Here is a 21,327-nt window from a genome sequence, read left to right as displayed (position 1 = left end):
CTACGGTTTCTCCTGTTGCGACTGAACAGGAGAGACCATGTCGTATTCCAAACTCCGCGCCCTCATCGTGCTTTCGGCGGCGATGCTGATGACGATCCTCGACGGCAGCATCGTGACCGTGGCCATGCCGGCGATGCAGCGGGACCTGGGCTTCACCCCCGCCGGGCTGAGCTGGACCGTCAACGCGTACCTGATCGCGTTCGGCGGGCTGCTGCTGCTGTCCGGCCGGCTGGGCGATCTCATCGGCCGCAAGAAGATGTTCCTCGCCGGCAACGCGGTCTTCACCGCCGCCTCCCTGCTCGCCGGGGCGGCCACCGGTCCCGGCCTGCTGATCGCCGCACGTTTCCTGCAGGGCGTGGGCAGCGCGATGGCGTCGGCGGTGGTGCTGGGCATCCTGGTGACGCTGTTCACCGAGCCCGGCGAGCGGGCCAGGGCCATCGGGGTCTTCAGCTTCACCGGCGCGGCCGGGGCCTCGATCGGCCAGGTGCTGGGCGGGGTGCTCACCGACGCGCTCAGCTGGCACTGGATCTTCTTCATCAACGCGCCGATCGGGATCGCCACCGTCGCGCTGGCGATCAAGGCCATCCCCGCCGACGAGGGAGCGGGCCTGGCCGCGGGTGCCGACGTGCTCGGCGCTCTTCTGGTGACGGCGGGGCTGATGCTGGGGATCTACACGGTCGTCAAGATCGAGGAGTACGGCTGGCTGGCGGCCCACACGCTGGGTCTCGGCGCCGTGTCGCTCCTCCTGCTGGCCGGGTTCCTCGTCCGCCAGGCGACCGCGCGCACCCCGCTCATGCCGCTGCGCATCCTCCGCTCGCGCAACGTCTCGGGCGCCAACCTGGTGCAGATGCTGACGCTGTCGGCCATGTTCGCCTTCCAGATCATCGTCGCCCTCTACATGCAGAAGGTCCTCGGCTACGGCGCCCTCGCCACGGGGCTGGCGATGCTGCCCGCGGCGGTGGCCATCGGCGGGGTGTCGCTGTTCGTCTCCGCGCGGCTCAACACCCGCTTCGGCGCGCGCGCCGTCCTGGTGGCGGGTCTGGTGCTGCTGCTGGGCGCGATGGGCTGGCTCACCAGGGTGCCGGTGCAGGCTTCGTACGCGATCGACCTGCTCCCGGTGATGCTGCTCATCGCGGGCGGCGGGCTGGTGCTTCCCGCGCTGACCACGCTGGGCATGTCCGGTGCCAAGGCCGACGACGCGGGGCTGGCGTCCGGGCTGTTCAACACCACTCAGCAGATCGGCATGGCGCTCGGCGTCGCCGTCCTGTCCACGCTCGCCGCCTCGCGCACCGGCGACCTGCTGGCCTCGGGCGCCTCTGAGGCGGTGGCGCTGACGGGCGGGTACCGGCTGGCCTTCACCGTCTCCGCCGGGCTTCTCGTGGCCGCCCTGGTCGTCAGCCTCGCCGTACTGCGCCGTCCGGCTCCCGCTCCGGAGCCCGAGCCGGCCGCGCTCGCCGCCCTCTGAACCTCACAGGAGAGAACATGAACGAGAAGCAGTCTGGGCCCGCCCCCCGCTCGCTGGCAGAGGAGGAGCTGGTGCGGCTCCTCGGCGAGCAGCAGTTCGGCGTGCTGGCGACGGTGAAGCGCAGCGGGCACCCGGCCATGTCCACCGTCCTCTACCGGTGGGATCGCGCCGAACGGGTCATCCGGATCTCCACGACGGCCGACCGGCTCAAGGCCCGGCAGGTGCGCAACGACCCGCACGTCGCCCTCCATGTGAGCGGTCCGGACGTCTGGTCCTTCGCCGTGGCCGAAGGGGAGGCCGAGGTGTCGGACAGCCCCGAGGAGCTGCTGGCCTTCGCCGGCGATCAGCCCGATCCCGCCGCCTACCTGGAGCAGCAGGCGCGCGAGGGCCGCGTCGTCATCAGGATCGAGGTCCGGCGCCTGTACGGCACAGCCCTGGACATCTCCTGACCGCCTGTCAGCCGGGGGCCGGAAAACCGATGGGAAACTGTCGGTGCCCGGTGATAGAAAGCAGGTTCGATACTCGCCAGCTCGCGGCCGGGGGAGGGTCTGCCTGTGACCACCAGCCAATCGGAGTTCTCCGTCTCCGGACCACGCCATGACCGGCGTGGTCCGGTGCGCTGGCTCTGGTCCCATCTGCGCCGCCACCCCCTCCACCTCATCGGGTTCCTCGGTGGGTCGCTGGTCATGGTGGTGCTCAACGCCCTGGTCCCGCAGTTCACCGGTGATGCCTTCGACGCCGTGCTCGGCAAGCGGGGGGAGCCGCTCGACGCGCTCGGGCTGATCGCCCTGGCGCTGCTGGCGATCGTGCTGGCCCGCGGGCTGTTCGATCTCGTCGCCCGGCTGTCGAGCGAGGTGCTGGCCAAGCGGCTGGAGCGGGACGCGCGTGACGAGCTCTACGTGAGCCTGCTCGGCAAGAGCCAGACCTTCCACAACCGGCAGCGGGTCGGCGACCTGATGGCCAGGGCCGCCAACGACATCCGGCAGCTCTCCATCATGATCACGCCCGGTGCCGATCTGATCGTCGACTCGGGGCTCACCGGGCTGGTGCCCATCTTCTTCATCGCCTCGATCGACCTGCGGCTGCTGCTGGCCCCCGGGGTGTTCGCGGTCGTGTTCGCGATCGCGCTCCGGCGCTACATGAAGCAGCTCAACCCCGTGGCGACGCGCATGCGGGAGGAGTTCGGCGAGCTCAACGCGGGGCTCAACCAGGCCGTGCGGGGCATCGAGGTGATCAAGGTGACCGCGCAGGAGGGCCAGGAGCGGCTCCGGTTCCGGGCCAACGCGCGGCGCTACCGCGACTCGTTCGTCAAGAACGGGCTGGTGCAGGCGCGCTACCTGCCCACCCTGCTGTTCTCCTTCGCCATGGCGGGGGCGCTGTGGCACGCCCTCTATCTCCAGAGCACCGGGGCGATCACCATCGGGGAGCTGGTGGCGTTCATGGGGCTCATGGGCATGCTCGGGTTCCCGACGCAGATGTCCATCTTCACGTTCTCGCTGATGCAGATCGGCATCGTCTCCGCGCGGCGGATCCTCGGCATCATGACCGCGGAGAGCGAGATCGAGCAGCGGGCGGACGGGCACGCCGCGCCGATCAGCGGGGAGATCGTCTTCGAGGACGTCACGTTCGCGTACGAGGACGACGAGGACGCGGCGCTGCGCGGCGTGACGTTCACCGTGCGGCCCGGGGAGACGGTGGCGATCGTCGGCGAGACCGGGTCGGGCAAGAGCACGCTGACCAAGCTGGTGCCGCGGATCTACGACGCCACGTCCGGGCGGATCCTCGTCGACGGGGTCGACGTGCGCGACTGGGACCTCGACTCGCTGCGCTCCCAGATCTCCACCATCGAGCAGGACATCGTGCTGTTCTCCCGGTCCGTGTCCGAGAACATCGCCTTCGGCCTGGGGCAGCGGGCCGACCACGAGGCCGTGGTGCGGGCGGCGGAGGACGCCCAGGCCGCCGAGTTCATCGCCGAGCTGGACGACGGCTACGACACCGTGATCGGAGAGCGCGGGGTCACGCTCTCCGGCGGGCAGCGGCAGCGGCTCGCCATCGCGCGGGCCCTGCTGACCGATCCGGCGATCCTCGTGCTCGACGACTCGACCAGCGCCATCGACTCCGCGACGGAAGACCTGATCCAGCAGGCGATCGGGCGCATCCTCGAAGGGCGTACGACGTTGCTGATCACCCACCGCCTGTCCCAGATCCGGTGGGCGGACAAGGTGCTGCTGCTGCGGCGGGGCGAGGTCGTCGACTTCGGCACCCATGACGAGCTGATCACCCGCAGCCGCCTCTACCGCCGGATCTTCGCGCACTACGACGAGGTGGAGACGGACGGAGCGGGCGCCGGGAGCAAGGTGCTGGCAGGGGAGCAGGGAGGGGTGCGCTGATGGGCTTCATCATGGACGGCCTTGACGCCGAGGACTACGACCGCACTTACAGCGACCGCGACCTGCTGCGCCGGATCATCTCCTACTTCCGGCCGAAGCTCGGCACGATGCTGCTGGTCGCCACCATGATCGTGCTGGTGTCCGCGAGCCAGGCGGCGATCCCCGCGCTGGGCAGCCTGGCCGTCGACGCGCTCGCCGACGGGACGATCGGCCAGGTGGGCTGGCTGCTCACGGCGGGGATCCTGGTCGCCGGGGCGTTCTCGTGGGTGTTCAACTTCGTCCGGCAGAAGAACAGCGCGCGGGTCACCGGTGACGTGGTGCTGCGGCTGCGTGAGGACGCGTTCGACGCGGTGCTGGAGCGCGACCTGTCGTTCTACGACGAGACGCCGTCCGGCAAGATCGTCAGCCGGGTGACCTCCGACACCGACGACTTCGCCACCGTGTCCACGCTGACCATGGATCTGATCAGCCAGACGCTGATGGTGGGTTTCGTCACGGTCCTGCTGTTCGTGCGCAGTGTCGAGCTGGCCCTGATGACGCTCCTGGTGGTGCCGATCGTGGTGGGCCTCGCGCTGCTCTTCCGGCGCCTGGCCAGGAGCAGCACGCGCCGGGCGCAGCGCTCGCTGAGCCGGGTCAACGCCAACCTGCAGGAGACCATGGGCGGCATCGCGGTGGCGAAGAACTTCCGCCAGGAGCGGCAGGTCTACGACGAGTTCGGGCCCATCAACCGGCAGAGCTACCAGGTGACGCTCAGGCAGGGGTTCGTCTTCTCCACCATCTTCCCGGTGCTATTCCTCGTGGCCGGGCTCGCGACGGTGGGCCTCGTCCAGCTGGGCGGCACGGCGGTGCTCGAGGGCGGCCTGTCCGCCGGCGACTGGTACCTGTTCCTGCAAGGGGTCTCGCTCTTCTGGTTCCCGCTGACGTCCATCGCCGCGTTCTGGTCCCAGTTCCAGCAGGGCCTGTCCGCCTCCGAGCGGGTCTTCGCGCTGATCGACGCCCCGCCGCGCGTGGTGCAGAGCGCGGCGGAGCCTCCGGGGCGGCTGGCGGGGCGCATCGAGTTCCAGGGCGTCACCTTCGGATACGACCCCGGCCACCCGGTGCTGCGCGACTTCGACCTGCTCATCGAGGCCGGGGAGACCGTGGCGCTCGTCGGCCACACCGGTGCCGGCAAGTCGACGCTGAGCAAGCTGATCACCCGCTTCTACGAGTTCCAGGAAGGCCGGCTGCTGATCGACGGGCGTGACATCCGCACCCTGGAGCTGGGCGCCTACCGCAGCCAGATCGGCGCGGTGCCGCAGGCGCCGTTCCTGTTCAGCGGCACGGTCGCCGACAACATCCGCTACCCGCGACCTGACGCGGGCGACGAGGAGGTGCGGGCGGCCGCGGCGGCGGTCGGCGGCGGCGACTGGATCGACGCCCTGCCCAACGGCCTGCAGACGGACGTGGGCGAGCACGGCCGTGCCCTGTCGATGGGGCAGCGGCAGCTCGTCGCGCTGGCGCGGCTGCTGATCCAGGACCCGGCGATCGTGGTGCTGGACGAGGCCACGGCCAGCGTCGACCCGCTGACCGAGGCCCAGATCCAGGAGGGGCTCGATCTGGTGCTGGCGGGGCGGACGTCCATCGTCATCGCGCACCGGCTCTCCACCATCGAGCACGTCGATCGCATCATCGTGCTGGATCACGGACGGATCGTGGAGGAGGGCGACCACGCGGGCCTGCTGGCGCGCGGCGGCCGCTACTGCGAGGTCTACAACACCTACTTCCGGCACCAGTCGCCCCACTACCGGGCCGGCACCGGCTTCGTGTCAGTCGCGGGCGGCGACTGATCGCCACTCCCGCCTCAGGAGGCGGAGGCGGGTGCTCCTCCACACATGCGCCCGCTCGCCGAGGTCGCAGCGGTAGCGGTTGCGGCGGGGGCCACCGCTGACTGGCTGTACTACCTCAAGTGCGACATGTGTGCGCTGCGCGTGATCAAGGATGGCGTCATCTCGGTTCCGTCATGATCCCTGCAAACCCCGACCGCGACGTGTCATGGGCCTGTCCAAGCAGCGCGTCCACCAGTTGAAGGTCAGCGCCTGACGGGTGCGGTGTCCTGGTCTCGGGAGATCAGGCGCCGCTGAGCGATCTCAGGGTCTCCGCCCGGCGTACGCGTTCGGCGAGGTCGCGGTCGAGCGCCGGTACCGTACGGGCCGGGGAGGGCTCGTCGCGCAGCTCGGCGGCGCGGATCCGGTCGAGGCGGAAACCGCGGCCGGCGCGGCGGCTGCGACACCACCCGAGCAGGTACCACGATCCCGAGGCCGCCAGCAGCCCGCCCGGCTCGACCTCCCGTTCGCTCTCCCTGCCGCTGGAGTCGGCGTAGCGGATCCACACCACCCGCTGCCGTGCCACCGCCTGCTCGACGGTCGCGAGCACGTCCGGCGCGGTACGCGCGGGCAGCACGTGGATGCGTTCGGTCAGCGCGCGTACCTCCTCCGCGGTGGACGAGCCGAGGGCGGCGGCCAGCTTGCGCATGGCGGCCGGGCCCGCGGCCGAGAACGGGGTCCCGTCCTCGGCCCCGGCCAGCGCCGCGGCGACCGCCAGCGCCTCCGCCGCGGTGAGGTTGATCGGCGGCAGGGCGTGGTCGCGGTCGACGAACCAGCCCCCGCCCTGGCCCGGCTGCGCCCGTACCGGCACCCCGGCCTCCATGAGCGCCTGCAGGTCACGCTGAACGGTTCGCCGCGACACGGCGAACCTGGCGGCCAGCCAGCCGACGGTGCGCGGCCGGGGCGCGACCGCGCGCAACTCGTCGACCAGGGCGTACAAGCGCTCGGTACGGTTCATGACACCTCTCGCGTCAGGCCAGGCACCGGCGGACGAACTCTTCCTGCGCCGCCAGCTCCTGCCGGGCCAGCGCCGTGGGATGCAGCGTGAACCCGTGCCACCCCTCGGCCGCCACCACCAGCTCGGCGGCGTTCCCGGCAGCCCACCAGCGAGCCGCCATGAACAGCGTGTCGTCGAGCACCGGATCGGCGGTGCCGACAGCGAACCGGGCAGGCGGCATGGCGCTCAGATCAGCATAAAGAGGAGAAATGTCAGGATCGAACCGTTCGGCCGGGCTCAGTCCCGGCAGCAACTTGTCCCGGAACCACTCGAGAATCGGCGTGTTGATCAACCGGTTGCGGTCGCCCGCGTGGCGGCTGCTGGGCGTGCCGAAGGCGAGATCGTACCCGCCGAAGGAGAGCTGCGCGCCCAGGAACGCCTCCGCGGGCGACACGCCGTGCCGGTCACGCAGCCGCAGCAACGTGCTCACCGACAGCCGCGCCCCCGCCGACTCCCCGCCGATGAGCAGCCGCCCGGAGCCGAACTCGGCGGCGGCGTGCTCCATCAGCCAGAGCGCGGCCTGCTCGGCGTCGTCGTTCCCGGCGGGGTAGGGGTGTTCGGGCGCCAGCCGGTACTCGACGCTGACCACGGCCACGTGACAGTTGACCGCCAGGTCGCGCAGCCGCCGATCCTGCCCGTCGGCGGACCCGATCACGCCCCCGCCGCCGTGGAAATGCAGGAACACGCCGTCCGGCCGCCCGTCGCCAGGCGGCAGGACGACTCGCAGCGGCAGGCGGCTGCCGTCCGGGGTGATCACGGTCCGCCAGCTCGCCTCGCGCACGTGGGCGAGCGGCGGGAACCCGAAACCGCCGGCGCGCTGGGCGTCCCTGATCGCCTGCGGGTCGTCCACCACGTGCAGCGGAACCTGGCTGTCCGCCAGCTTCTCCAGCCGGTCGTTGGTGTCGCGGGTCTCGGCGAGTTCGGCGGGGTCCTGGCCGATGAGCAGGATCGTCGGTGCGTTCATGGGCCCAGGTTGGCCGCCTGCCGCGACACCGTTGTGTCACGGTTGCCGTGTGACCTCCTTCACATCAGGCCGGTCGGCTACCACCCGGCGCAAGCATGCCCACCTCAGCGAGTCCCAGCCCCCGGCGGCTGTATGCGGTCGAGCACCAGATCCCTGACCCGCTGCCCGTGCCTGCGCCACCAGGTACGGCCCCCAGCAAGTCCGGAGCGATGACGAGCACGAGCACCGAGAGAGCCTCCGCCACGGCCGGTAGATCCTCGGCGCGCAGCAGGCTCTGGACCGATCGGGAGATCAGGCCGACCGCCAACGGCACCGTCACCAGGAGCGCGAACGCGAGGCAGGCGAGCATGCCCGTGTGCCCTGGAGCGCCGCGTAGACGCGCACGCGTTCGCTCAGTTCCTCGCACGGGCCCGGAGCGGCCTGTTCGACATGGCCCGAGCCGAGCAGGGTGGCGACGATGTTCTCGGCGTCCTCGGCGTCCTCGGCGTCCTCGGGGGGTCAGGTCGGCGAGGCCGGTGCGGAGCGTGTTCGGGTTTGACGCGGGGGAGGCGCATTCCCCGATGGTCGACAGCCGCCGGCGTGAGGTCAAGATCTCGATTTCGGAACGCCGATTCCCAGGTTGGTGTGGTACCAAATACCCCTATTGCGATGAAAGTGACAGGTAGGGGGCAATGTGACCATGCTCAGCCGACGACGGCTCCTCCAGGCGAGCGCGGGTGCCGTGCCGGCGATCGCACTTGGGACGCGTCCCGCGTGGGCCGCTGCGGCCGAGCCGCTGACCACCGGTGTTGTGCCGACCGCGATGGCCGGGTTCGACAATGCGATGAAGAAGTTCATCACGGAGCGGGACATCTCCTGCGCCCAGCTCGCGGTCGCCAAGAACGGCAAGATCCTGCTTGCGCGCGGCTACGGCGTCTACTCCAGGTCGGGCGCCCTCGTGCGGGTGCAGCCGACGTCGCTGTTCCGGATCGCGAGCCTCAGCAAGAGCCTCACCGCGGCCGCGATCGTCCGGCTGGTCCAGGACGGCAAGCTGACGCTGGGCGCGAAGGTGGCCACGGTGCTGGGGCTGTCCACGGCGGCCGACCCCCGGCTGGCGAACGTCACCCTGTGGCGGCTGCTCCAGCACCTCGGCGGCTGGGACAGGGACGTGTCGAACGACCCGCTCTGGAACGACCACACGATCTCCGCGTCGCTGGGCGTGCCACTGCCGGTCGACCACGCCGACATCATCAAGTACGTCAACGCGAGGAAGCTCGACTTCGACCCCGGCACGAAGTACGCCTACAGCAACTACGGCTACATGCTGGCCGGCCGGATCATCGAGAAGGTGTCGGGCATGAGCTACGAGTCGTACGTGCGGCAGAAGCTCCTCGCCCCCGTCGGGATCACGCGGCCGCGGCTCGGCCGCAGCCTCCGCACCGAGGCCTTCTCGACAGAGGTGACGTACACGTCCAAGCTCACCAACAAGAGCGTCGTGGACCAGTCGGGTGCCGTCGTGCCGTACCCGTACGGTGGCTTCAACATGCCGAACCAGGATGCCAACGGCGGCTGGCTCGCCTCGGCCGTCGACCTGGTCAAGTGGGGCTTCGTCTTCAACGCCGCCGGGCCCGTGCTCAACTCCACGTCGATCTCCCGGATCTTCGCCAAGCCCGAGACCGGCGTGACCGCCAACGGCTCGTGGTACGGCCTCGGCTGGAACGTGCGCACGAACAACGTCGGCGGGCTGAACACCTGGCACACCGGCAGCATGCCCGGCACGTTCAGCTTCCTCGCGCGGGTGCAGAACGGCGTCAGCTACTGCGCGATCTTCAACCGCAGGGAGGAGACGGGGACGCCCGACTTCGACTCGATCGACCCCATCCTCGGCGAGGCGATCGGCACCGTGAAGACGTGGCCCACCACGGACCTCACCTCAAAGTACTTCTGACCGGCCGGCGAGGTTCCCGAACGCCGCGGCGGCCGCGTGGGCCTGGGCGAGCTCCTCCTGCTCGGCCGTCCACCCCTCGAACTCCCTGGCCAGCGTGGTCCCCGCGGTGGTGCGCGCGTCGGTGCTGACGGTGACGGGGAGCCCGGCGGCCAGGAGCCGGGAGGCCGGATGTCCGGCCAGGCTGGGGACCGCGCCGGTCAGCACGTTGCTGATCGGGCACATCTCCAGCGCGATCCGGTCGTGCCGCAGCCGGTCGAGCAGCGCGACGTCGGTCGTGCACCGTACGCCGTGGCCGATCCGGCGGGCGCCGAGCACGTCGATCGCCTCCCACATGCTCTCCGGGCCCGCCGCCTCGCCGGCGTGCACCGTGCACGGGAGCTCCGCCGCGTGGGCCAGGTCGAAGGCGGCCCGGTGCGGCGCGCCGGGGTACGCCCGCTCGTCGCCGGCCAGGTCGAGCCCGGCCACCTTGTCGCGGTGCCGCAGCGCCGTCTCGGCGACGGACAGGCTCTCCTCCGGCGTCTGGTGCCGCAGGCAGCACAGCAGCAGCCCGGTACGCACTCCGGTGGTGGCTCGCCCCGCCGCCAGGCCCTCGGCGACGGCCTCGACCGCCTCGTCCTGGGACATGCCGTGCCGGCCGTGCAACTGGGGGGCGAAGCGCACCTCGCCGTAGACGACGCCGTCGGCCTGCCAGTCCTCGACCAGCTCGCGAGCGGCCCTGCTCAGCGCGTCGGGAGTCTGCAGCACCTGGAGAGGCACGTCGATGTACGTGAGGAACCTGGCCAGGCTGCCGCAGCCGGCGGGCGCCGTGACCAGCCGCTCGACGGGGCCGTCCAGGGTGATGCCCTGGCGGCGGGCCAGGTCGGCGACGGTGCCGGGGCGGACCGAGCCGTCGAGGTGGCAGTGGAGCTCGTAGCGCGGGATCATCATTGTCCTTCCAGGGCGCACGTGTTGAACAGCAATTCCTTGAAGCCGTGCTCGTCGACCCGCCGGACCAGCGTCACGTTCGGGGCGGGGGCGGAGCGGCGGCGGTCGACGATCAGCTGGCCGCGGGTGTCGTCCGCGAGGGAGACGCCCACGTGCGCCCGCTCCTGCTCGAGGACCAGCTCGGGCCGGAGCGCCACGGCCATCGCGAGGGGGTCGGGGAGGTCGTACCCCGCCAGGCCGGTGACGTCCCGGGCCCACTCGGCGACCGTGCGGTTGACGCGGTGGGCGAACGTGGCCATGGGGGTGCCGAGCTGCTCCAGCCGGAGCTGGTCGGCGGGCGTCATGACGGCGTCCTTGCGCGAGGCGTCCCAGCCGATCCAGGTCACCTGCTCCGGCGTGGCGCGCTCCAGCACCACCCGGGCGGCCTCGGGGTCGGCCCACACGTTGAACTCGGCGGTGGCCGAGATGTTGCCGTGCATGTCGGCGGCGCCGGCCATGCAGTAGACGTGCCGGTACCGGCCGAGCAGGTCGCGGTCGCGGAGCAGGGCGACGGCGAGGTTGGTGAGCGGGCCGAGGGTGACCAGCGTCAGCTCGCCGGGGTGCCGGCGAGGGTGGTCGAGGAGGACGTCGACCGCGTGCTCGGGCCGGGCGGCGCGCTCGGGGTCCGGCAGGCCGATGTCGCCCATCCCGTCGTGGCCGTGCACCTGCTGGGCGGTGGAGAGCGGGCGGGTCATCGGGCGCTCGCAGCCGGGATGGACGGGAACGTCGCCGCGCCCGGCTGCCTGCAGGGAGATGAGCGCGTTACGGGTCCCGGTCGCCAGCGGCACGTTCCCCGCCACCGTGGTCACGGCGCGGACGTCGCCCAGACCGCCGGCGGCGGCCAGCAGCAGCGCCACCGCGTCGTCGGAGCCCGTGTCGGTGTCGACGATCAAGGGCAGCAAGCGCACCTCCAAGGATCTAATCGTTTAGAGGGCTCTATCTAAACGATTAGATGCGAGAATGTAAACCGCTATGACGAAACGCCCGAGCACTCTGGCCGACGTGGCCCGCGCAGCGGGGACCTCGACGGCGGTGGTCAGCTATGTGATCAACAACGGCCCCCGTCCCGTGGCCGCCGCGACCCGCGAGCGCGTCCTGGCGGCGGCGGCCGAGCTCGGCTACCGCCCCAACCGCATCGCCCGCGCGCTGCGCTCGCGCTCCACGGGGGTGGTGGGCCTGGTGCTGGCGGACGCGTCGAACCCGTACTTCGGCGCTCTGGCCAGGTACGTCGAGCAGGCGCTGGAGAGGCGCGACCGGCTCACGCTGGTGGGCAACGCCGGATACTCGCCGGAGCGCCAGGGGCATCTCGTCGAACGCTTCCTGGCCGCCCAGGTCGACGGGCTGGTGATCGTCTCGTCGGACACCGCCGGAGACTCGGCGGCGCCGACCGGCGTACCCGCCGTCTACGTCCACCACGGCCCCGCGGGCGGGCCCGCGCCGGTGGTGGCTGCCGACAACCGGGCGGCCGTGCGGCAGGCGGTCGCGCACCTGCGCGAGCACGGTCACCGGAGCGTCGCCTTCCTGGCGGGCCCGCACGACGGCGGCCCTGTGGGAGTGCGGCGGGAGGCCTGGGAGGCGGCGGTCGGCGGTGACCCCGGCCCTGTGGGGGTGCGGCGGGAGGCGGTGGCCGGCGGCGAGCCCGGCCCTGTGGGGGTGCGGCGGGAGGCGGTGGCCGGCGGCGAGCCCGGCTCCGTGCTCCTGCGGTCCGACTACTCGCGGGCCGCGGCGGACGCCCTGACCCGTCGCCTGATCGCGGAGGGCGCCCTGCCGCGTGCCCTGATCGCGGCCACCGACGAGCAGGCCATCGGCGTCCTGTCCGGCGCCTGGGCCTGCGGCGTGCCCGTCCCCGACCGGCTCGCCCTGATCAGCCTCGACGGGACCCCGGAGAGCGCCTACACCGCTCCCGCGCTGACGGTCACCGAGCAGCCGCTCCAGGCCATGGCCGAGCAGGCCGTGGACCTGCTGCTCTCCCTGGACGGGGGCGCCGAGCCGCCGGCGGCGGCCCTGGTCCCCAGGCGCAGCTGCGGCTGCGCCGCATGACGTCGAAGCCGCGGAGGGGAGTGCGTCGGAGCCGAAGTCGGGGCCGGTCGCCTCGATGGTGAGGCTGACACCAGACCTACAGAGAGGCGTGGCATTACCCGTACCCGATGCCGGGCAGGACCCGCGACGGCGGGATCGAGCCGAGCAGCGGGGGAGCGAAGGTCATGTGTCACGGGGCCGCGATGGCCGTTCAGGTCCTGGACGGCGTCGGCGGCGCCGACCTGGGGGCCGCGCGGATGCAGATGGCGCTCTCGCTGGGCTGGCACATCGTGCTCGCCTGCTTCGGCGTCGGGCTGCCGGCCATCACGCTGATCGCGGAGTGGCGGGGGCACCGCGGCGGCGACTCCCACTACCGGCTGCTGGCCCGCCGCTGGGCCAAGGCGATGGGCGTGCTGTTCGCGGTGGGCGCGGTCTCGGGCACGATCCTGTCGTTCGAGATGGGCCTGCTGTGGCCGGGCATGATGGGCGTGTACGGCGAGGTCATCGGCCTGCCGTTCGCCCTGGAGGGCATCGCGTTCTTCATCGAGGCCATCTTCGTGGGGATCTACCTGTACGCCTGGGACCGGCTCCCGCCCAGGGCGCACCTGCTGGCCGGGGTCCCGATCGTGCTGGCGGGGGTGGCCAGCGCGTTCTTCGTGGTCAGCGCCAACGCCTGGATGCAGCGGCCGACCGGCTTCCAGGTCAAGGACGGCCGCGTCGTGTCGGTCGATCCGTGGGCGGCGATGTTCAACCCGGCCACGCCGCCGATGACCACGCACATGATCCTGGCCGCGTTCATGGTCACCGGGTTCGGCGTGGCGAGCGTCTACGCCGTCGCCATGCTGCGTGGCCGCCGCGACCGCTACCACCGGCTCGGCCTGCTGCTGCCGCTGACCGTGGCGGCGATCATCACCCCGGTGCAGATCGGCGTGGGCGACTGGGCCGCCCATGCCGTCGCCGACCAGCAGCCGGTCAAGCTCGCCGCCATGGAGGGCGTGTTCAGGACGGGGCGCGGGGTCCCGCTCCATCTCGGCGGCATCGCGATCGGCGGCGAGATCCGGTACGCGCTGGAGATCCCGTACGGGCTGTCGCTGCTGGCGCACTGGGACCCGAACGCCGTGATCCACGGGCTGGAGGAGGTGCCGCCCGGCGATCGCCCGCCGGTCAACGTGGTGCACTGGGCGTTCCAGATCATGGTCGCGTGCGGTTTCGCCCTGCTGGCCCTGGCCGCCTGGCTGGCGTGGGAGTGGAGACGGCGGCGTGACCTGCCCCGCTCGCCCTGGTTCCTGCGCGGAGCGGCCGCGTCGGGCGTGGCCGCGGTGCTGGCGCTGGAGGCCGGCTGGATCGTCACCGAGGTGGGCCGCCAGCCGTGGATCGTCTTCCGGGTGCTGCGCACGTCGCAGGCGGTCAACCCGGCGCCCGGCCTGGTGTACGGGTTCGTGCTGGTGACGGCGGTCTACCTGCTGCTCACCGTGGCCACCGTCTACGTGCTGCGCCGCCTGGCCCGCGACGTCCCGGTGCCGGTCGCGCCCCAGGAACGCGACATCAGCGGTTACAAGGTCGTGTGAGCATGCCGCTGCCAGAGATCATGCTCGCGGTCCTGTGGGTCGGCCTGACCGCGTACGTGCTGTTCGGCGGCGCGGACTTCGGCGGCGGCATCTGGGACCTGCTCGCCGGCGGCGCCAAGTCGGGGCATCAGCAGCGGGAGCTGATCGAGCACTCGATCGGCCCCGTCTGGGAGGCCAACCACGTGTGGCTGATCTTCGTGATCGTGCTGACGTGGACCGGCCTCCCGTCGGTGTTCGCCGCCGTCGCCTCCACCCTCTACATCCCGCTCACGCTCGCCGCGCTGGGCATCATCGGCCGCGGCGCGGCCTTCGCCTTCCGCAAGGTCTCCACGGAGCTGTGGCAGCGCCGGCTGTTCGGCGCCACGTTCGCCTTCTCCTCCGTCGTCACCCCGTTCTTCCTGGGCACGGTCGCGGGCGCCATCGCCTCGGGCCGGGTGCCGCTCGGCATCGCCAGGGGCGACCTGGTGGGCAGCTGGCTGAACCCCACCTCCGTGACGGCGGGGGCGCTGGCCGTCGGCGTCGCCGCCTACCTCGCCTGCGTCTACCTGACCCGCGACGCCCAGCGCGCCGGCGCCGCCGACCTCGTGGCGGCCTTCCGCCGGCGGGCGCTGGTCTGCGGCGTGGTCGTCGGGGTGCTGTCGGCCGCGGGCCTGATCGTCCTGCGGGCCGACACGCCCGGTCTGTACACCCAGCTGACGTCGGGGCGGGCCCTGCCGCTCCTCCTGCTCTCCGTGGTGGCGGGGCTGGCCTCGCTGGCGCTGATGTGGTGGCGCGCGTACGTGGCCGTACGGCTCACCGCCGCCCTGGCCGTGACGGGGCTGCTGTGGGGCTGGGGCGTCGGGCAGTATCCCGCGCCGCTCCCCGGCGTCTCCCTGGACGAGGCGGCCGCCACCGACGCGGTTCTGGCGGCCGGCCTGGGATCGCTGGCCGTGGGCGCGCTCCTGCTGCTGCCTTCACTGTGGTGGTTGTACGCCACCTTCCAGCGGGACCGCGAGAAGTAGGCTTTCTCGGTTTCCGAGAAAGGTGGCAGAGCATGAGACCGTAGGGGCATGGATCCGTTGGAGCTTCTGGGACAGCCCGTACGGCTACGCATCGTCCACGCGCTACGCGGCGACCGGACGCTGACCACCTCCCAGCTGTGCGCCCGCATCCCCGACGTCTCGAAGGCCACCGTCTACCGGCACATCGAGCTGCTGGCCGCCGGGGGGATCCTGGAGGTGGCCGAGGAGCGGCGGGTGCGTGGCGCGGTGGAGCGCCTCTACCGGCTGCGCCAGGACCGGGCCACGATCGACGCCGGCACCGCCGGGTCACTGACCAAGGAAGATCACCGGCGCGGGTTCGCCGTGGCGATGGCCGCCCTGCTCGCCGAGTTCAACGCCTATCTGGACAAGGAGCACGCCGATCCGGCGGCGGACCTCGTCGGATACCGCCAGCACGCCGTCTGGCTCACCCGGGACGAGCTGCTGGAGCTGATCGCCCAGCTGCGCCGCGCGATCGTGCCGGTGCTGGAGAACGGCCCCGCGCCAGGGCGCACGCAGTACCTGATCAGCCCCATCCAGTTCCCGATCGAGCAGCCGTCCGGCGATCCCGGCGAAGCACCCTGACCTGGTCCGGTGACGACGGAGCTCGCCCTGCCGGCTCGGGTCGCCTGTCGGAGCGTGGAGATCAGTGGCGCCAGGCTGCGCGGCCTGCTCGCGCCGGGCAGGATGACCACGGCGGGCCGTTTCGCGCTATGAAGGGATATGTGGAACTTGCCCGCTACTGGCGCTATCACGGGCTCGGCGGCCTGGACCTGATGCGGGCGCGGTTCGTCCGGCACCGGTTCGCCCGGCACAGCCATGAGACGTACGCGCTCGGGACGGTGGAGGCCGGCCTGGAGGAGATCCGTTTCGCCGATGGGGTGGAGCGCACGGGCGTGGACGAGGTCGTGCTCATCGAGCCGGGCGTCGTGCACACGGGCCAGCCCCACACCGCCGACGGCTGGGCGTACCGGGTGCTGTACCCGAGCGTCGAGCAGGTGCGGGAGGTCGCGGACGAGCTCGGCGTGCCAGGTGGGACACCGTCGTTCGACCGGCGGGTGATCGCCGACCCGCGCATGGCCCGGCGGGTGATCGCCGCCAACCGCGCGGCGGAGTCCGGCGCGTCGCTGGCCGCCGACTCCCAGCTCCACACCCTCCTGGTCCTCACGCTCCGCGCGTACGGCACGCGCCGGCCGCAGCGCCAGCTCCGCGGGATCGGCAGGAGGAGCGTGGCCCGGGTACGCGACCTGCTGCACGCGACGATGCCGGACCCGCCCGGCCTGGCCGAGCTGGCGGCCGTGGCGGGGGTCACGCCGTACGCCCTGGTGCGCTCGTTCCGGCGGGCGTACGGCATGCCGCCGCACGCCTACGTGACCCAGCTGCGCGTCGCCCAGGCCCGCGAGCTGCTACGGCAGGGCACGCCGCCCGCCGAGGCGGCCGTGACGGTGGGGTTCTGCGACCAGTCGCACCTCTCGCGGCACTTCCGCCGGCTCGTCGGCGTGCCGCCGCGCGCCTACCAGCGTGGGGTGCAATAACGTCCAATCCTTCACGTACGCCGCCTGCCTACCGTGCTCGGGTGACAACCGACGAACGTGCTCTTCCCCTTGACCTCGACCCCTCCGCCATCGCACGCCTGGGCCGGCACGCGGTGGACTTCCTGGCCGACTGGGTCCGCGAGCTGGACTCGGCGCCCGCGAGCGACTACGAGCAGGCCGAACGGCTGACCACCGCGCTGCGTCGGCCGCCCGGCGACGGCCCCGGCGACTTCGGCGCGCTCCTGGAGCTCTTCCGCGAGGCCGCCGCGCAGGGCGTGGACACGGCCGGGCCCGGATATCTCGCCTACTTCCCCGCGGGCGGCCTGGTCACCGCCGCGCTGGCCGAGCTGCTGGCCCAGACCGTCAACCGCTTCACCGGCGTGGCCCAGGTGGCGCCCGCCCTGGTCGCCATGGAGCACGGGGTGCTGACCTGGTTCTGCGACCGGTTCGGGCTGCCGCCGGGCGCGGGCGGGCTGGTCACGACGGGTGGCTCGGTGGGGACGCTGTCAGCGCTGCTCGCCGCCCGCCAGGCGCTGGGGGACGCCACGCTGGGAGGCGGCACGATCTACGTGACCGAGCACACGCACTACTGCGTCGCCAAGGCCGCCCGCATCGCCGGCCTGCCCGCCGAGCGGATCCGGACCGTGCCCGCCACCGCGGACCTGCGCATGGACGTTCCGTCGGCGGCCGCGATGATCGCCGCCGACCGGGCCGCGGGGCTCCGCCCGTTCCTGCTGGTCGGCACCGCGGGGACCACCAGCTCCGGCACCGTCGACCCGCTCCCCGAGCTGGGCGAGCTGGCCCGCAGGGAAGGGCTCTGGTTCCACGTGGACGCCGCCTACGGCGGGGGGTTCCAGCTCACCGAGCGCGGCCGGGCCCGCCTCGCCGGGATCGAGATGGCCGACTCGATCGTGCTGGACCCGCACAAGAGCCTCTTCCTCCCGTACGGCACCGGCCTGCTGCTGGTACGCGACCCGCACGTCCTGCATGCCGCCCACGCGGCTGACGGCCGCTACCTTCAGGACCTCAGCCCGATGGGCGACCTGCCCGATTTCGGGCACCTCGGGGTGGAGCTGACCCGGGAGTTCCGCGGGCTGCGCCTCTGGCTGCCGCTGCACCTGCACGGCGTACGGGCCTTCGAGCGGGAGCTGGACGAGAAGCTCGATCTCACCGCCGACCTCCACCGCCGCCTCGCCCAGGACCCGCGCTTCGAGCTGCCGTGGCAGCCGGACCTGACCGTGGTGCTCTTCCGGCTACGCGGTACGGACGAACGCAACAGGCGGTTCCTGGCGGAGATCAACGCCACCCGGCGCGTGTACCTGAGCAGCACGACCATCGACGGGAGGTTCTACCTGCGCCTGTGCGTGCTCAGCTTCCGCACCCACGCGGACCGCGTCGAGGAGGCCCTGGGCATCATCCGCACCGCCGCCTCACGGGAAGTCCGTTGACCGGAACCCTTATCTGCTCCTTATGCGTTGATCGAGACACGGGGAGGTCTTATGGACGTTGTCCTGGCTCTTGTGTCGGCGCTGCTGGGGGCGGTCACCGTCGGCGCGGTTCTCACGGCGGAGTTGTCGCTGGCCCGGGCCCGCCTGCGGATCGGCGGGCTGCGGGACGTCGAGCTCGGCTACTACGACCTCGCCTATCTGGCGGGCGGCCCCTGGCGGGTGGCGGACACCGCGGTGGGGCTGCTCTCCAGGGAGGGCGAGATCCGGGTCTCGAGAGGAGGCAAGCTGCACGGCGTCCGCACCGCCGTCTCCGCGGGATACCCGGTGGAGCGGCGGCTGCTCGAGATCATGGCCGCGCGGTCGGTCGGCCGCCCGGCCGTGCGCGTCAAGCGGGAGCTGGCGGGGAGCGCGGAGGTCGCCGAGATCTGGGAAAGGCTCATCGGCCTGGGCCTGCTCGTCGATCCCCAGGCCGTGCCCGGGTACCGCGTCTGCCGGGATCTGCTGAGGTGGATCCCCTGGATCGCGATCGGCGGGGCGGTGGTCAACGTCATCGTCATGATCGTGATGGGCTCGCCGGAGCTGTCGGTGGCGAGCCTGCTGGGGTTCGGCGCGAGCTGGCTGGCGGCCAAGAAACTCGGACCCCTGTACGCCGGGCGCCGGCGGGTCACGCTCGGCCGGGCGGGGCGCCACCACGTGGAGAAGGCGAGGCGGGAGCACCCGCACGGGGTCATCGCCGACGCGGTGGCCATGCCGCTGGCCCTCTACGGGCTGAGCCACCTCGGCGACTCTGGGCTGTCGGCCGAGCTCAGCACCCGGGTGATCCCCGATGGCCACCTCTATCCGGCTGACCTGGGCCTCAGCCACACGTACGGGGCCATCCCCGGCAGCGGCGGCGGCTGGGGATGCGGTGGCGGCGGCTGTGGCGGCGGTGGTGGTTGTGGTGGCGGTGGTTGTGGCGGTGGCGGGAGCGGGTAGAAGTGGTTCGTCGAGCTGCCCTCGCCCTACCGCCCCGGGGGGTCAGTGCTTGATGGGCAGGTCCTTGCGGGCCTGCTCCAGGTCCTTGGCCCAGATCCACAGCCGGTACGGCGGCGGCACCTCGTGGTAGCCGTACAGGCCGACCTCGGTCAGCGTGCGGAGGTCCACGCACACGCGCTGATAGGCCTCCCCGATCGCCTTCGCGGGGTCGTCCAGGTGCTGGGTGCCGAGTTTGACGCAGGCACGGTACTCGTACCCCAGCAGCAGGTCCTGGCCGAAGTGTGACCAGGCGCCGCGCTTCTCCTGCCATGCCGCCTCCGCCTCGCCGAGCAGCAGGTTCAGGTCGGAGGTGGGCGGGATGGAGGGGTAGATCACGAAGGTGGCGGCCCAGCCGAGCGCCACCATGTCGAGGTTGAACGTACGCCGGTCGGGATCGTCGCGCGGCGGCAGCGGATCGGAGGCGGAGCCTGAGAACCAGGGTGCGGTGTAGGCCAGCAGGCGCCCGTGGCCCTCGACGAGCTCGCCGGTGGCGACGACCGCCATCTTGCGTCGCGTCCCGTCCCGGCGGGTCAGCCGGGTCTTCACCATGGTCCGGTGGGCTTCGGCCGCCAGCTCGCCGGCGGTCAGGTGGTGCAGGGCGGCGTCCGGGGTGATGCGCGAGACGAGGTAGTCGCGCAGGTGCTGGGGGAGGGCGTCGTACGTGCCGTCCTGGAGCCGTGCCTTGGTGCGTTCCAGGGTCGCCTGGGCGGTCGGCGGGCTGCCGCCGTAGTGGCTCTCCGGGGTGTCGATGGACACCATGCGGACCGACATCTCGATCTTCGGGGTGTCGCCGTCGGTCACGTCGACGAACGGGTAGTCGTTGGCGGGGCGGCTGGGCCCGACGAAGTGAAGATCGATCATCCGTGCGCTCCGGTGACGGCGAAGACCTGGAGCATTAACATCGCAGCCGGTCAGGCTGCCACGCCGACGGACACGCTTGTCCACACTGCCGGAGATCGTAAATTTCCGATTCGGCACCTCCCGTGGGCGACCCGACATGAAAGTTTCACCGCGCGAAAGCAGGGATGTCGGCGGCTGGCCAGCGGCGATGCCTTTCCGGCGGTGGCCGGGACAGGTCCCGGCATTGACGGTAGGAAAGCGCTTTCCTACCGTTGCGGTCGTTCGCTCATGTGTGTGGCGTTCACAAATGTGAACGGCAGTCAGGAAACGACTCGCAAGCACGGGAGGAGAACAGAGATGCGACGCACCTCCAAACTGATCAGCGGCCTTACCGCCGCGATCACCGGGGTGGCCGGGCTGGCCATGACCGCACAGCCGGCGTCGGCGGCCGACACCGCCCCGATCGGATGGGCTACGCAGGGCGGTGGCACGACGGGCGGTGGCGGCGCGGCCACGACGACGGTGAACTCGTCCTCCGCCCTGTCCAGCGCCCTGTCGTCCGGTTCGGCCTCGGTGATCAGGGTGTCGGGCACGATCTCCTGCTCCGGCATGCTCCGCGTGGCCTCGAACAAGACCGTCATCGGCAACTCCGGCGCGGTGATCTCCGGCTGCGGATTCAACGTCTCCAACGCGTCCAACGTCATCATCCGCAACCTCACCTTCCGCAACTGGAACGACGACGGCATCAACGTCCAGTACTCCACGCGGGTGTGGATCGACCACAACTCCTTCAGCAACGGCTACGACGGAGCGGTGGACATCAAGCGCGCCAGCGACTACGTCACCGTCTCCTGGAACCGGTTCTCGAGCCACGACAAGACCATGCTGCTCGGCCACAGCGACAGCAACGGCGGCGAGGACCGCGGCCACCTGAGGGTGACCTACCACCACAACTGGTTCGACGGCACCAACCAGCGCCACCCGCGGGTGCGCTTCGGCAACCCGGTGCACGTGTACAACAACTACTACGCCAACATCGGCAGCTACGGTGTGGCGTCCACGTGCGAGGCGGGCGTCCTCGTCGAGGGCAACTACTTCGAGAACACCAAGGATCCGTTCCACCGAGGCGAGGGCAGCTCCCCCGCGGGCAACCTCGTCGCCCGCAACAACTACTTCGTGAACTCCGGCAGCGGCAGCGCCGGAGGCAGCGTCGGCTCGATCCCGTACTCCTACCCCCTGGACACTCCCTCCAATGTCAAGTCGATCGTGACCGGCGGCGCGGGGGCGGGCCGCATCAGCATCTGACCGCACTCACC

Annotated in this window: 20 protein-coding genes; 14 read left to right on the top strand and 6 right to left on the bottom strand. The window is 71.6% G+C overall.

The features are described 5' to 3' along the window. Window positions 1-37 precede the first annotated feature (37 nt). The 4 genes from AB0H84_RS16220 (at window position 38) to AB0H84_RS16205 (ending at window position 5,681) form a co-directional block, all read left to right on the top strand. Window positions 38-1,465 carry an MFS transporter gene (locus AB0H84_RS16220; protein ID WP_357603973.1) on the top strand — a complete coding sequence of 476 codons (1,428 nt, stop codon included), beginning with the start codon at window positions 38-40 and terminating at the stop codon, window positions 1,463-1,465. A gap of 17 nt (window positions 1,466-1,482) precedes the next feature. Beyond that, window positions 1,483-1,914, top strand: coding sequence for a TIGR03618 family F420-dependent PPOX class oxidoreductase (locus tag AB0H84_RS16215; protein WP_357603971.1), 432 nt, complete (start codon window positions 1,483-1,485; stop codon window positions 1,912-1,914). A gap of 105 nt (window positions 1,915-2,019) precedes the next feature. Beyond that, a complete protein-coding gene (locus tag AB0H84_RS16210; protein WP_357603969.1) occupies window positions 2,020-3,855 on the top strand; it encodes an ABC transporter ATP-binding protein in 1,836 nt (611 codons plus the stop codon). After that, complete coding sequence (locus AB0H84_RS16205; RefSeq protein WP_357603968.1) at window positions 3,855-5,681, top strand: ABC transporter ATP-binding protein; 1,827 nt, start codon at window positions 3,855-3,857, stop codon at window positions 5,679-5,681. The genes AB0H84_RS16210 and AB0H84_RS16205 overlap by 1 nt, the downstream gene beginning before the upstream one ends. Before the next feature lie 280 nt (window positions 5,682-5,961). Here AB0H84_RS16205 and AB0H84_RS16200 read toward each other — a convergent pair whose 3' ends face one another. From AB0H84_RS16200 to AB0H84_RS16190, 3 genes are all read right to left on the bottom strand, one after another. Then, window positions 5,962-6,675: a WYL domain-containing protein gene (locus tag AB0H84_RS16200; protein ID WP_357603966.1), complete on the bottom strand. Its 714-nt coding sequence runs from the start codon at window positions 6,673-6,675 to the stop codon at window positions 5,962-5,964. A gap of 13 nt (window positions 6,676-6,688) precedes the next feature. Then, the gene (locus tag AB0H84_RS16195) at window positions 6,689-7,678 is read right to left on the bottom strand and encodes an alpha/beta hydrolase (protein WP_357603964.1); all 990 of its coding nucleotides are present in this window, start codon (window positions 7,676-7,678) and stop codon (window positions 6,689-6,691) included. A 64-nt stretch (window positions 7,679-7,742) separates the two neighbouring features. Further along, on the bottom strand, window positions 7,743-8,027 hold the full coding sequence (locus AB0H84_RS16190; RefSeq protein WP_357603962.1) for a hypothetical protein: 285 nt from the start codon (window positions 8,025-8,027) through the stop codon (window positions 7,743-7,745). Window positions 8,028-8,357: 330 nt separating this feature from the next. On the opposite strand from AB0H84_RS16190, the gene AB0H84_RS16185 reads away from it, so the two are divergent. Further along, window positions 8,358-9,605, top strand: a complete 1,248-nt coding sequence (locus AB0H84_RS16185; RefSeq protein ID WP_357603960.1) for a serine hydrolase domain-containing protein — start codon at window positions 8,358-8,360, stop codon at window positions 9,603-9,605. Here the strand turns inward: AB0H84_RS16185 and add are convergent. Both add and AB0H84_RS16175 read right to left on the bottom strand, forming a co-directional pair. Then, complete coding sequence (add, locus tag AB0H84_RS16180; RefSeq protein WP_357603958.1) at window positions 9,591-10,532, bottom strand: adenosine deaminase; 942 nt, start codon at window positions 10,530-10,532, stop codon at window positions 9,591-9,593. The genes AB0H84_RS16185 and add overlap by 15 nt on opposite strands. Then, window positions 10,529-11,476 carry a nucleoside hydrolase gene (locus tag AB0H84_RS16175; RefSeq protein WP_357604282.1) on the bottom strand — a complete coding sequence of 316 codons (948 nt, stop codon included), beginning with the start codon at window positions 11,474-11,476 and terminating at the stop codon, window positions 10,529-10,531. The genes add and AB0H84_RS16175 overlap by 4 nt, the downstream gene beginning before the upstream one ends. A 64-nt stretch (window positions 11,477-11,540) precedes the next feature. Between AB0H84_RS16175 and AB0H84_RS16170 the strand changes: the two genes are divergently transcribed. The 8 genes from AB0H84_RS16170 (at window position 11,541) to AB0H84_RS16135 (ending at window position 19,132) form a co-directional block, all read left to right on the top strand. After that, complete coding sequence (locus tag AB0H84_RS16170; RefSeq protein ID WP_357603956.1) at window positions 11,541-12,608, top strand: LacI family DNA-binding transcriptional regulator; 1,068 nt, start codon at window positions 11,541-11,543, stop codon at window positions 12,606-12,608. Between the two features lie 107 nt (window positions 12,609-12,715). Beyond that, a complete protein-coding gene (locus AB0H84_RS16165) occupies window positions 12,716-14,155 on the top strand; it encodes a cytochrome ubiquinol oxidase subunit I (protein ID WP_357603954.1) in 1,440 nt (479 codons plus the stop codon). A 2-nt stretch (window positions 14,156-14,157) separates the two neighbouring features. Beyond that, a complete protein-coding gene (locus AB0H84_RS16160; protein ID WP_357603952.1) occupies window positions 14,158-15,156 on the top strand; it encodes a cytochrome d ubiquinol oxidase subunit II in 999 nt (332 codons plus the stop codon). A gap of 48 nt (window positions 15,157-15,204) precedes the next feature. After that, window positions 15,205-15,759 carry a helix-turn-helix domain-containing protein gene (locus AB0H84_RS16155; RefSeq protein ID WP_357603950.1) on the top strand — a complete coding sequence of 185 codons (555 nt, stop codon included), beginning with the start codon at window positions 15,205-15,207 and terminating at the stop codon, window positions 15,757-15,759. A gap of 9 nt (window positions 15,760-15,768) precedes the next feature. Continuing rightward, complete coding sequence (locus AB0H84_RS16150) at window positions 15,769-15,891, top strand: hypothetical protein (RefSeq protein ID WP_357603947.1); 123 nt, start codon at window positions 15,769-15,771, stop codon at window positions 15,889-15,891. Window positions 15,892-15,899: 8 nt separating this feature from the next. Beyond that, window positions 15,900-16,709, top strand: coding sequence for an AraC family transcriptional regulator (locus tag AB0H84_RS16145; protein ID WP_357603945.1), 810 nt, complete (start codon window positions 15,900-15,902; stop codon window positions 16,707-16,709). Window positions 16,710-16,750: 41 nt separating this feature from the next. Beyond that, the gene (locus tag AB0H84_RS16140) at window positions 16,751-18,157 is read left to right on the top strand and encodes an aminotransferase class V-fold PLP-dependent enzyme (RefSeq protein ID WP_357603944.1); all 1,407 of its coding nucleotides are present in this window, start codon (window positions 16,751-16,753) and stop codon (window positions 18,155-18,157) included. Between the two features lie 51 nt (window positions 18,158-18,208). Further along, window positions 18,209-19,132, top strand: coding sequence for a TIGR04222 domain-containing membrane protein (locus tag AB0H84_RS16135; RefSeq protein WP_357603942.1), 924 nt, complete (start codon window positions 18,209-18,211; stop codon window positions 19,130-19,132). 42 nt (window positions 19,133-19,174) lie between these two features. Here AB0H84_RS16135 and AB0H84_RS16130 read toward each other — a convergent pair whose 3' ends face one another. Continuing rightward, window positions 19,175-20,032 carry a hypothetical protein gene (locus AB0H84_RS16130; RefSeq protein WP_357603940.1) on the bottom strand — a complete coding sequence of 286 codons (858 nt, stop codon included), beginning with the start codon at window positions 20,030-20,032 and terminating at the stop codon, window positions 19,175-19,177. 336 nt (window positions 20,033-20,368) lie between these two features. Between AB0H84_RS16130 and AB0H84_RS16125 the strand changes: the two genes are divergently transcribed. Continuing rightward, on the top strand, window positions 20,369-21,316 hold the full coding sequence (locus AB0H84_RS16125) for a right-handed parallel beta-helix repeat-containing protein (RefSeq protein WP_357603938.1): 948 nt from the start codon (window positions 20,369-20,371) through the stop codon (window positions 21,314-21,316). The last annotated feature ends 11 nt before the right edge of the window (window positions 21,317-21,327 follow it).

The organism is Nonomuraea sp. NPDC050786, assembly GCF_040654115.1.
Classification (GTDB): Bacteria; Actinomycetota; Actinomycetes; order Streptosporangiales; family Streptosporangiaceae; genus Nonomuraea.
Note: the sequence above shows the minus strand (reverse complement) of the source record. Positions and strands in the feature narration are given on the sequence as shown.

What these genes read in the sequence shown, in the direction of transcription:
- AB0H84_RS16220 (WP_357603973.1), top strand. Translation starts at nt 38, where the DNA reads ATGTCGTATTCCAAACTCCGCGCCCTCATCGTGCTTTCGGCGGCGATG.
- AB0H84_RS16215 (WP_357603971.1), top strand. Translation starts at nt 1,483, where the DNA reads ATGAACGAGAAGCAGTCTGGGCCCGCCCCCCGCTCGCTGGCAGAGGAG.
- AB0H84_RS16205 (WP_357603968.1), top strand. Translation starts at nt 3,855, where the DNA reads ATGGGCTTCATCATGGACGGCCTTGACGCCGAGGACTACGACCGCACT.
- AB0H84_RS16200 (WP_357603966.1), bottom strand. Translation starts at nt 6,675, where the DNA reads ATGAACCGTACCGAGCGCTTGTACGCCCTGGTCGACGAGTTGCGCGCG.
- AB0H84_RS16195 (WP_357603964.1), bottom strand. Translation starts at nt 7,678, where the DNA reads ATGAACGCACCGACGATCCTGCTCATCGGCCAGGACCCCGCCGAACTC.
- AB0H84_RS16190 (WP_357603962.1), bottom strand. Translation starts at nt 8,027, where the DNA reads ATGCTCGCCTGCCTCGCGTTCGCGCTCCTGGTGACGGTGCCGTTGGCG.
- AB0H84_RS16185 (WP_357603960.1), top strand. Translation starts at nt 8,358, where the DNA reads ATGCTCAGCCGACGACGGCTCCTCCAGGCGAGCGCGGGTGCCGTGCCG.
- add (WP_357603958.1), bottom strand. Translation starts at nt 10,532, where the DNA reads ATGATGATCCCGCGCTACGAGCTCCACTGCCACCTCGACGGCTCGGTC.
- AB0H84_RS16170 (WP_357603956.1), top strand. Translation starts at nt 11,541, where the DNA reads ATGACGAAACGCCCGAGCACTCTGGCCGACGTGGCCCGCGCAGCGGGG.
- AB0H84_RS16165 (WP_357603954.1), top strand. Translation starts at nt 12,716, where the DNA reads ATGCCGGGCAGGACCCGCGACGGCGGGATCGAGCCGAGCAGCGGGGGA.
- AB0H84_RS16160 (WP_357603952.1), top strand. Translation starts at nt 14,158, where the DNA reads ATGCCGCTGCCAGAGATCATGCTCGCGGTCCTGTGGGTCGGCCTGACC.
- AB0H84_RS16155 (WP_357603950.1), top strand. Translation starts at nt 15,205, where the DNA reads ATGGATCCGTTGGAGCTTCTGGGACAGCCCGTACGGCTACGCATCGTC.
- AB0H84_RS16135 (WP_357603942.1), top strand. Translation starts at nt 18,209, where the DNA reads ATGGACGTTGTCCTGGCTCTTGTGTCGGCGCTGCTGGGGGCGGTCACC.
- AB0H84_RS16130 (WP_357603940.1), bottom strand. Translation starts at nt 20,032, where the DNA reads ATGATCGATCTTCACTTCGTCGGGCCCAGCCGCCCCGCCAACGACTAC.
- AB0H84_RS16125 (WP_357603938.1), top strand. Translation starts at nt 20,369, where the DNA reads ATGCGACGCACCTCCAAACTGATCAGCGGCCTTACCGCCGCGATCACC.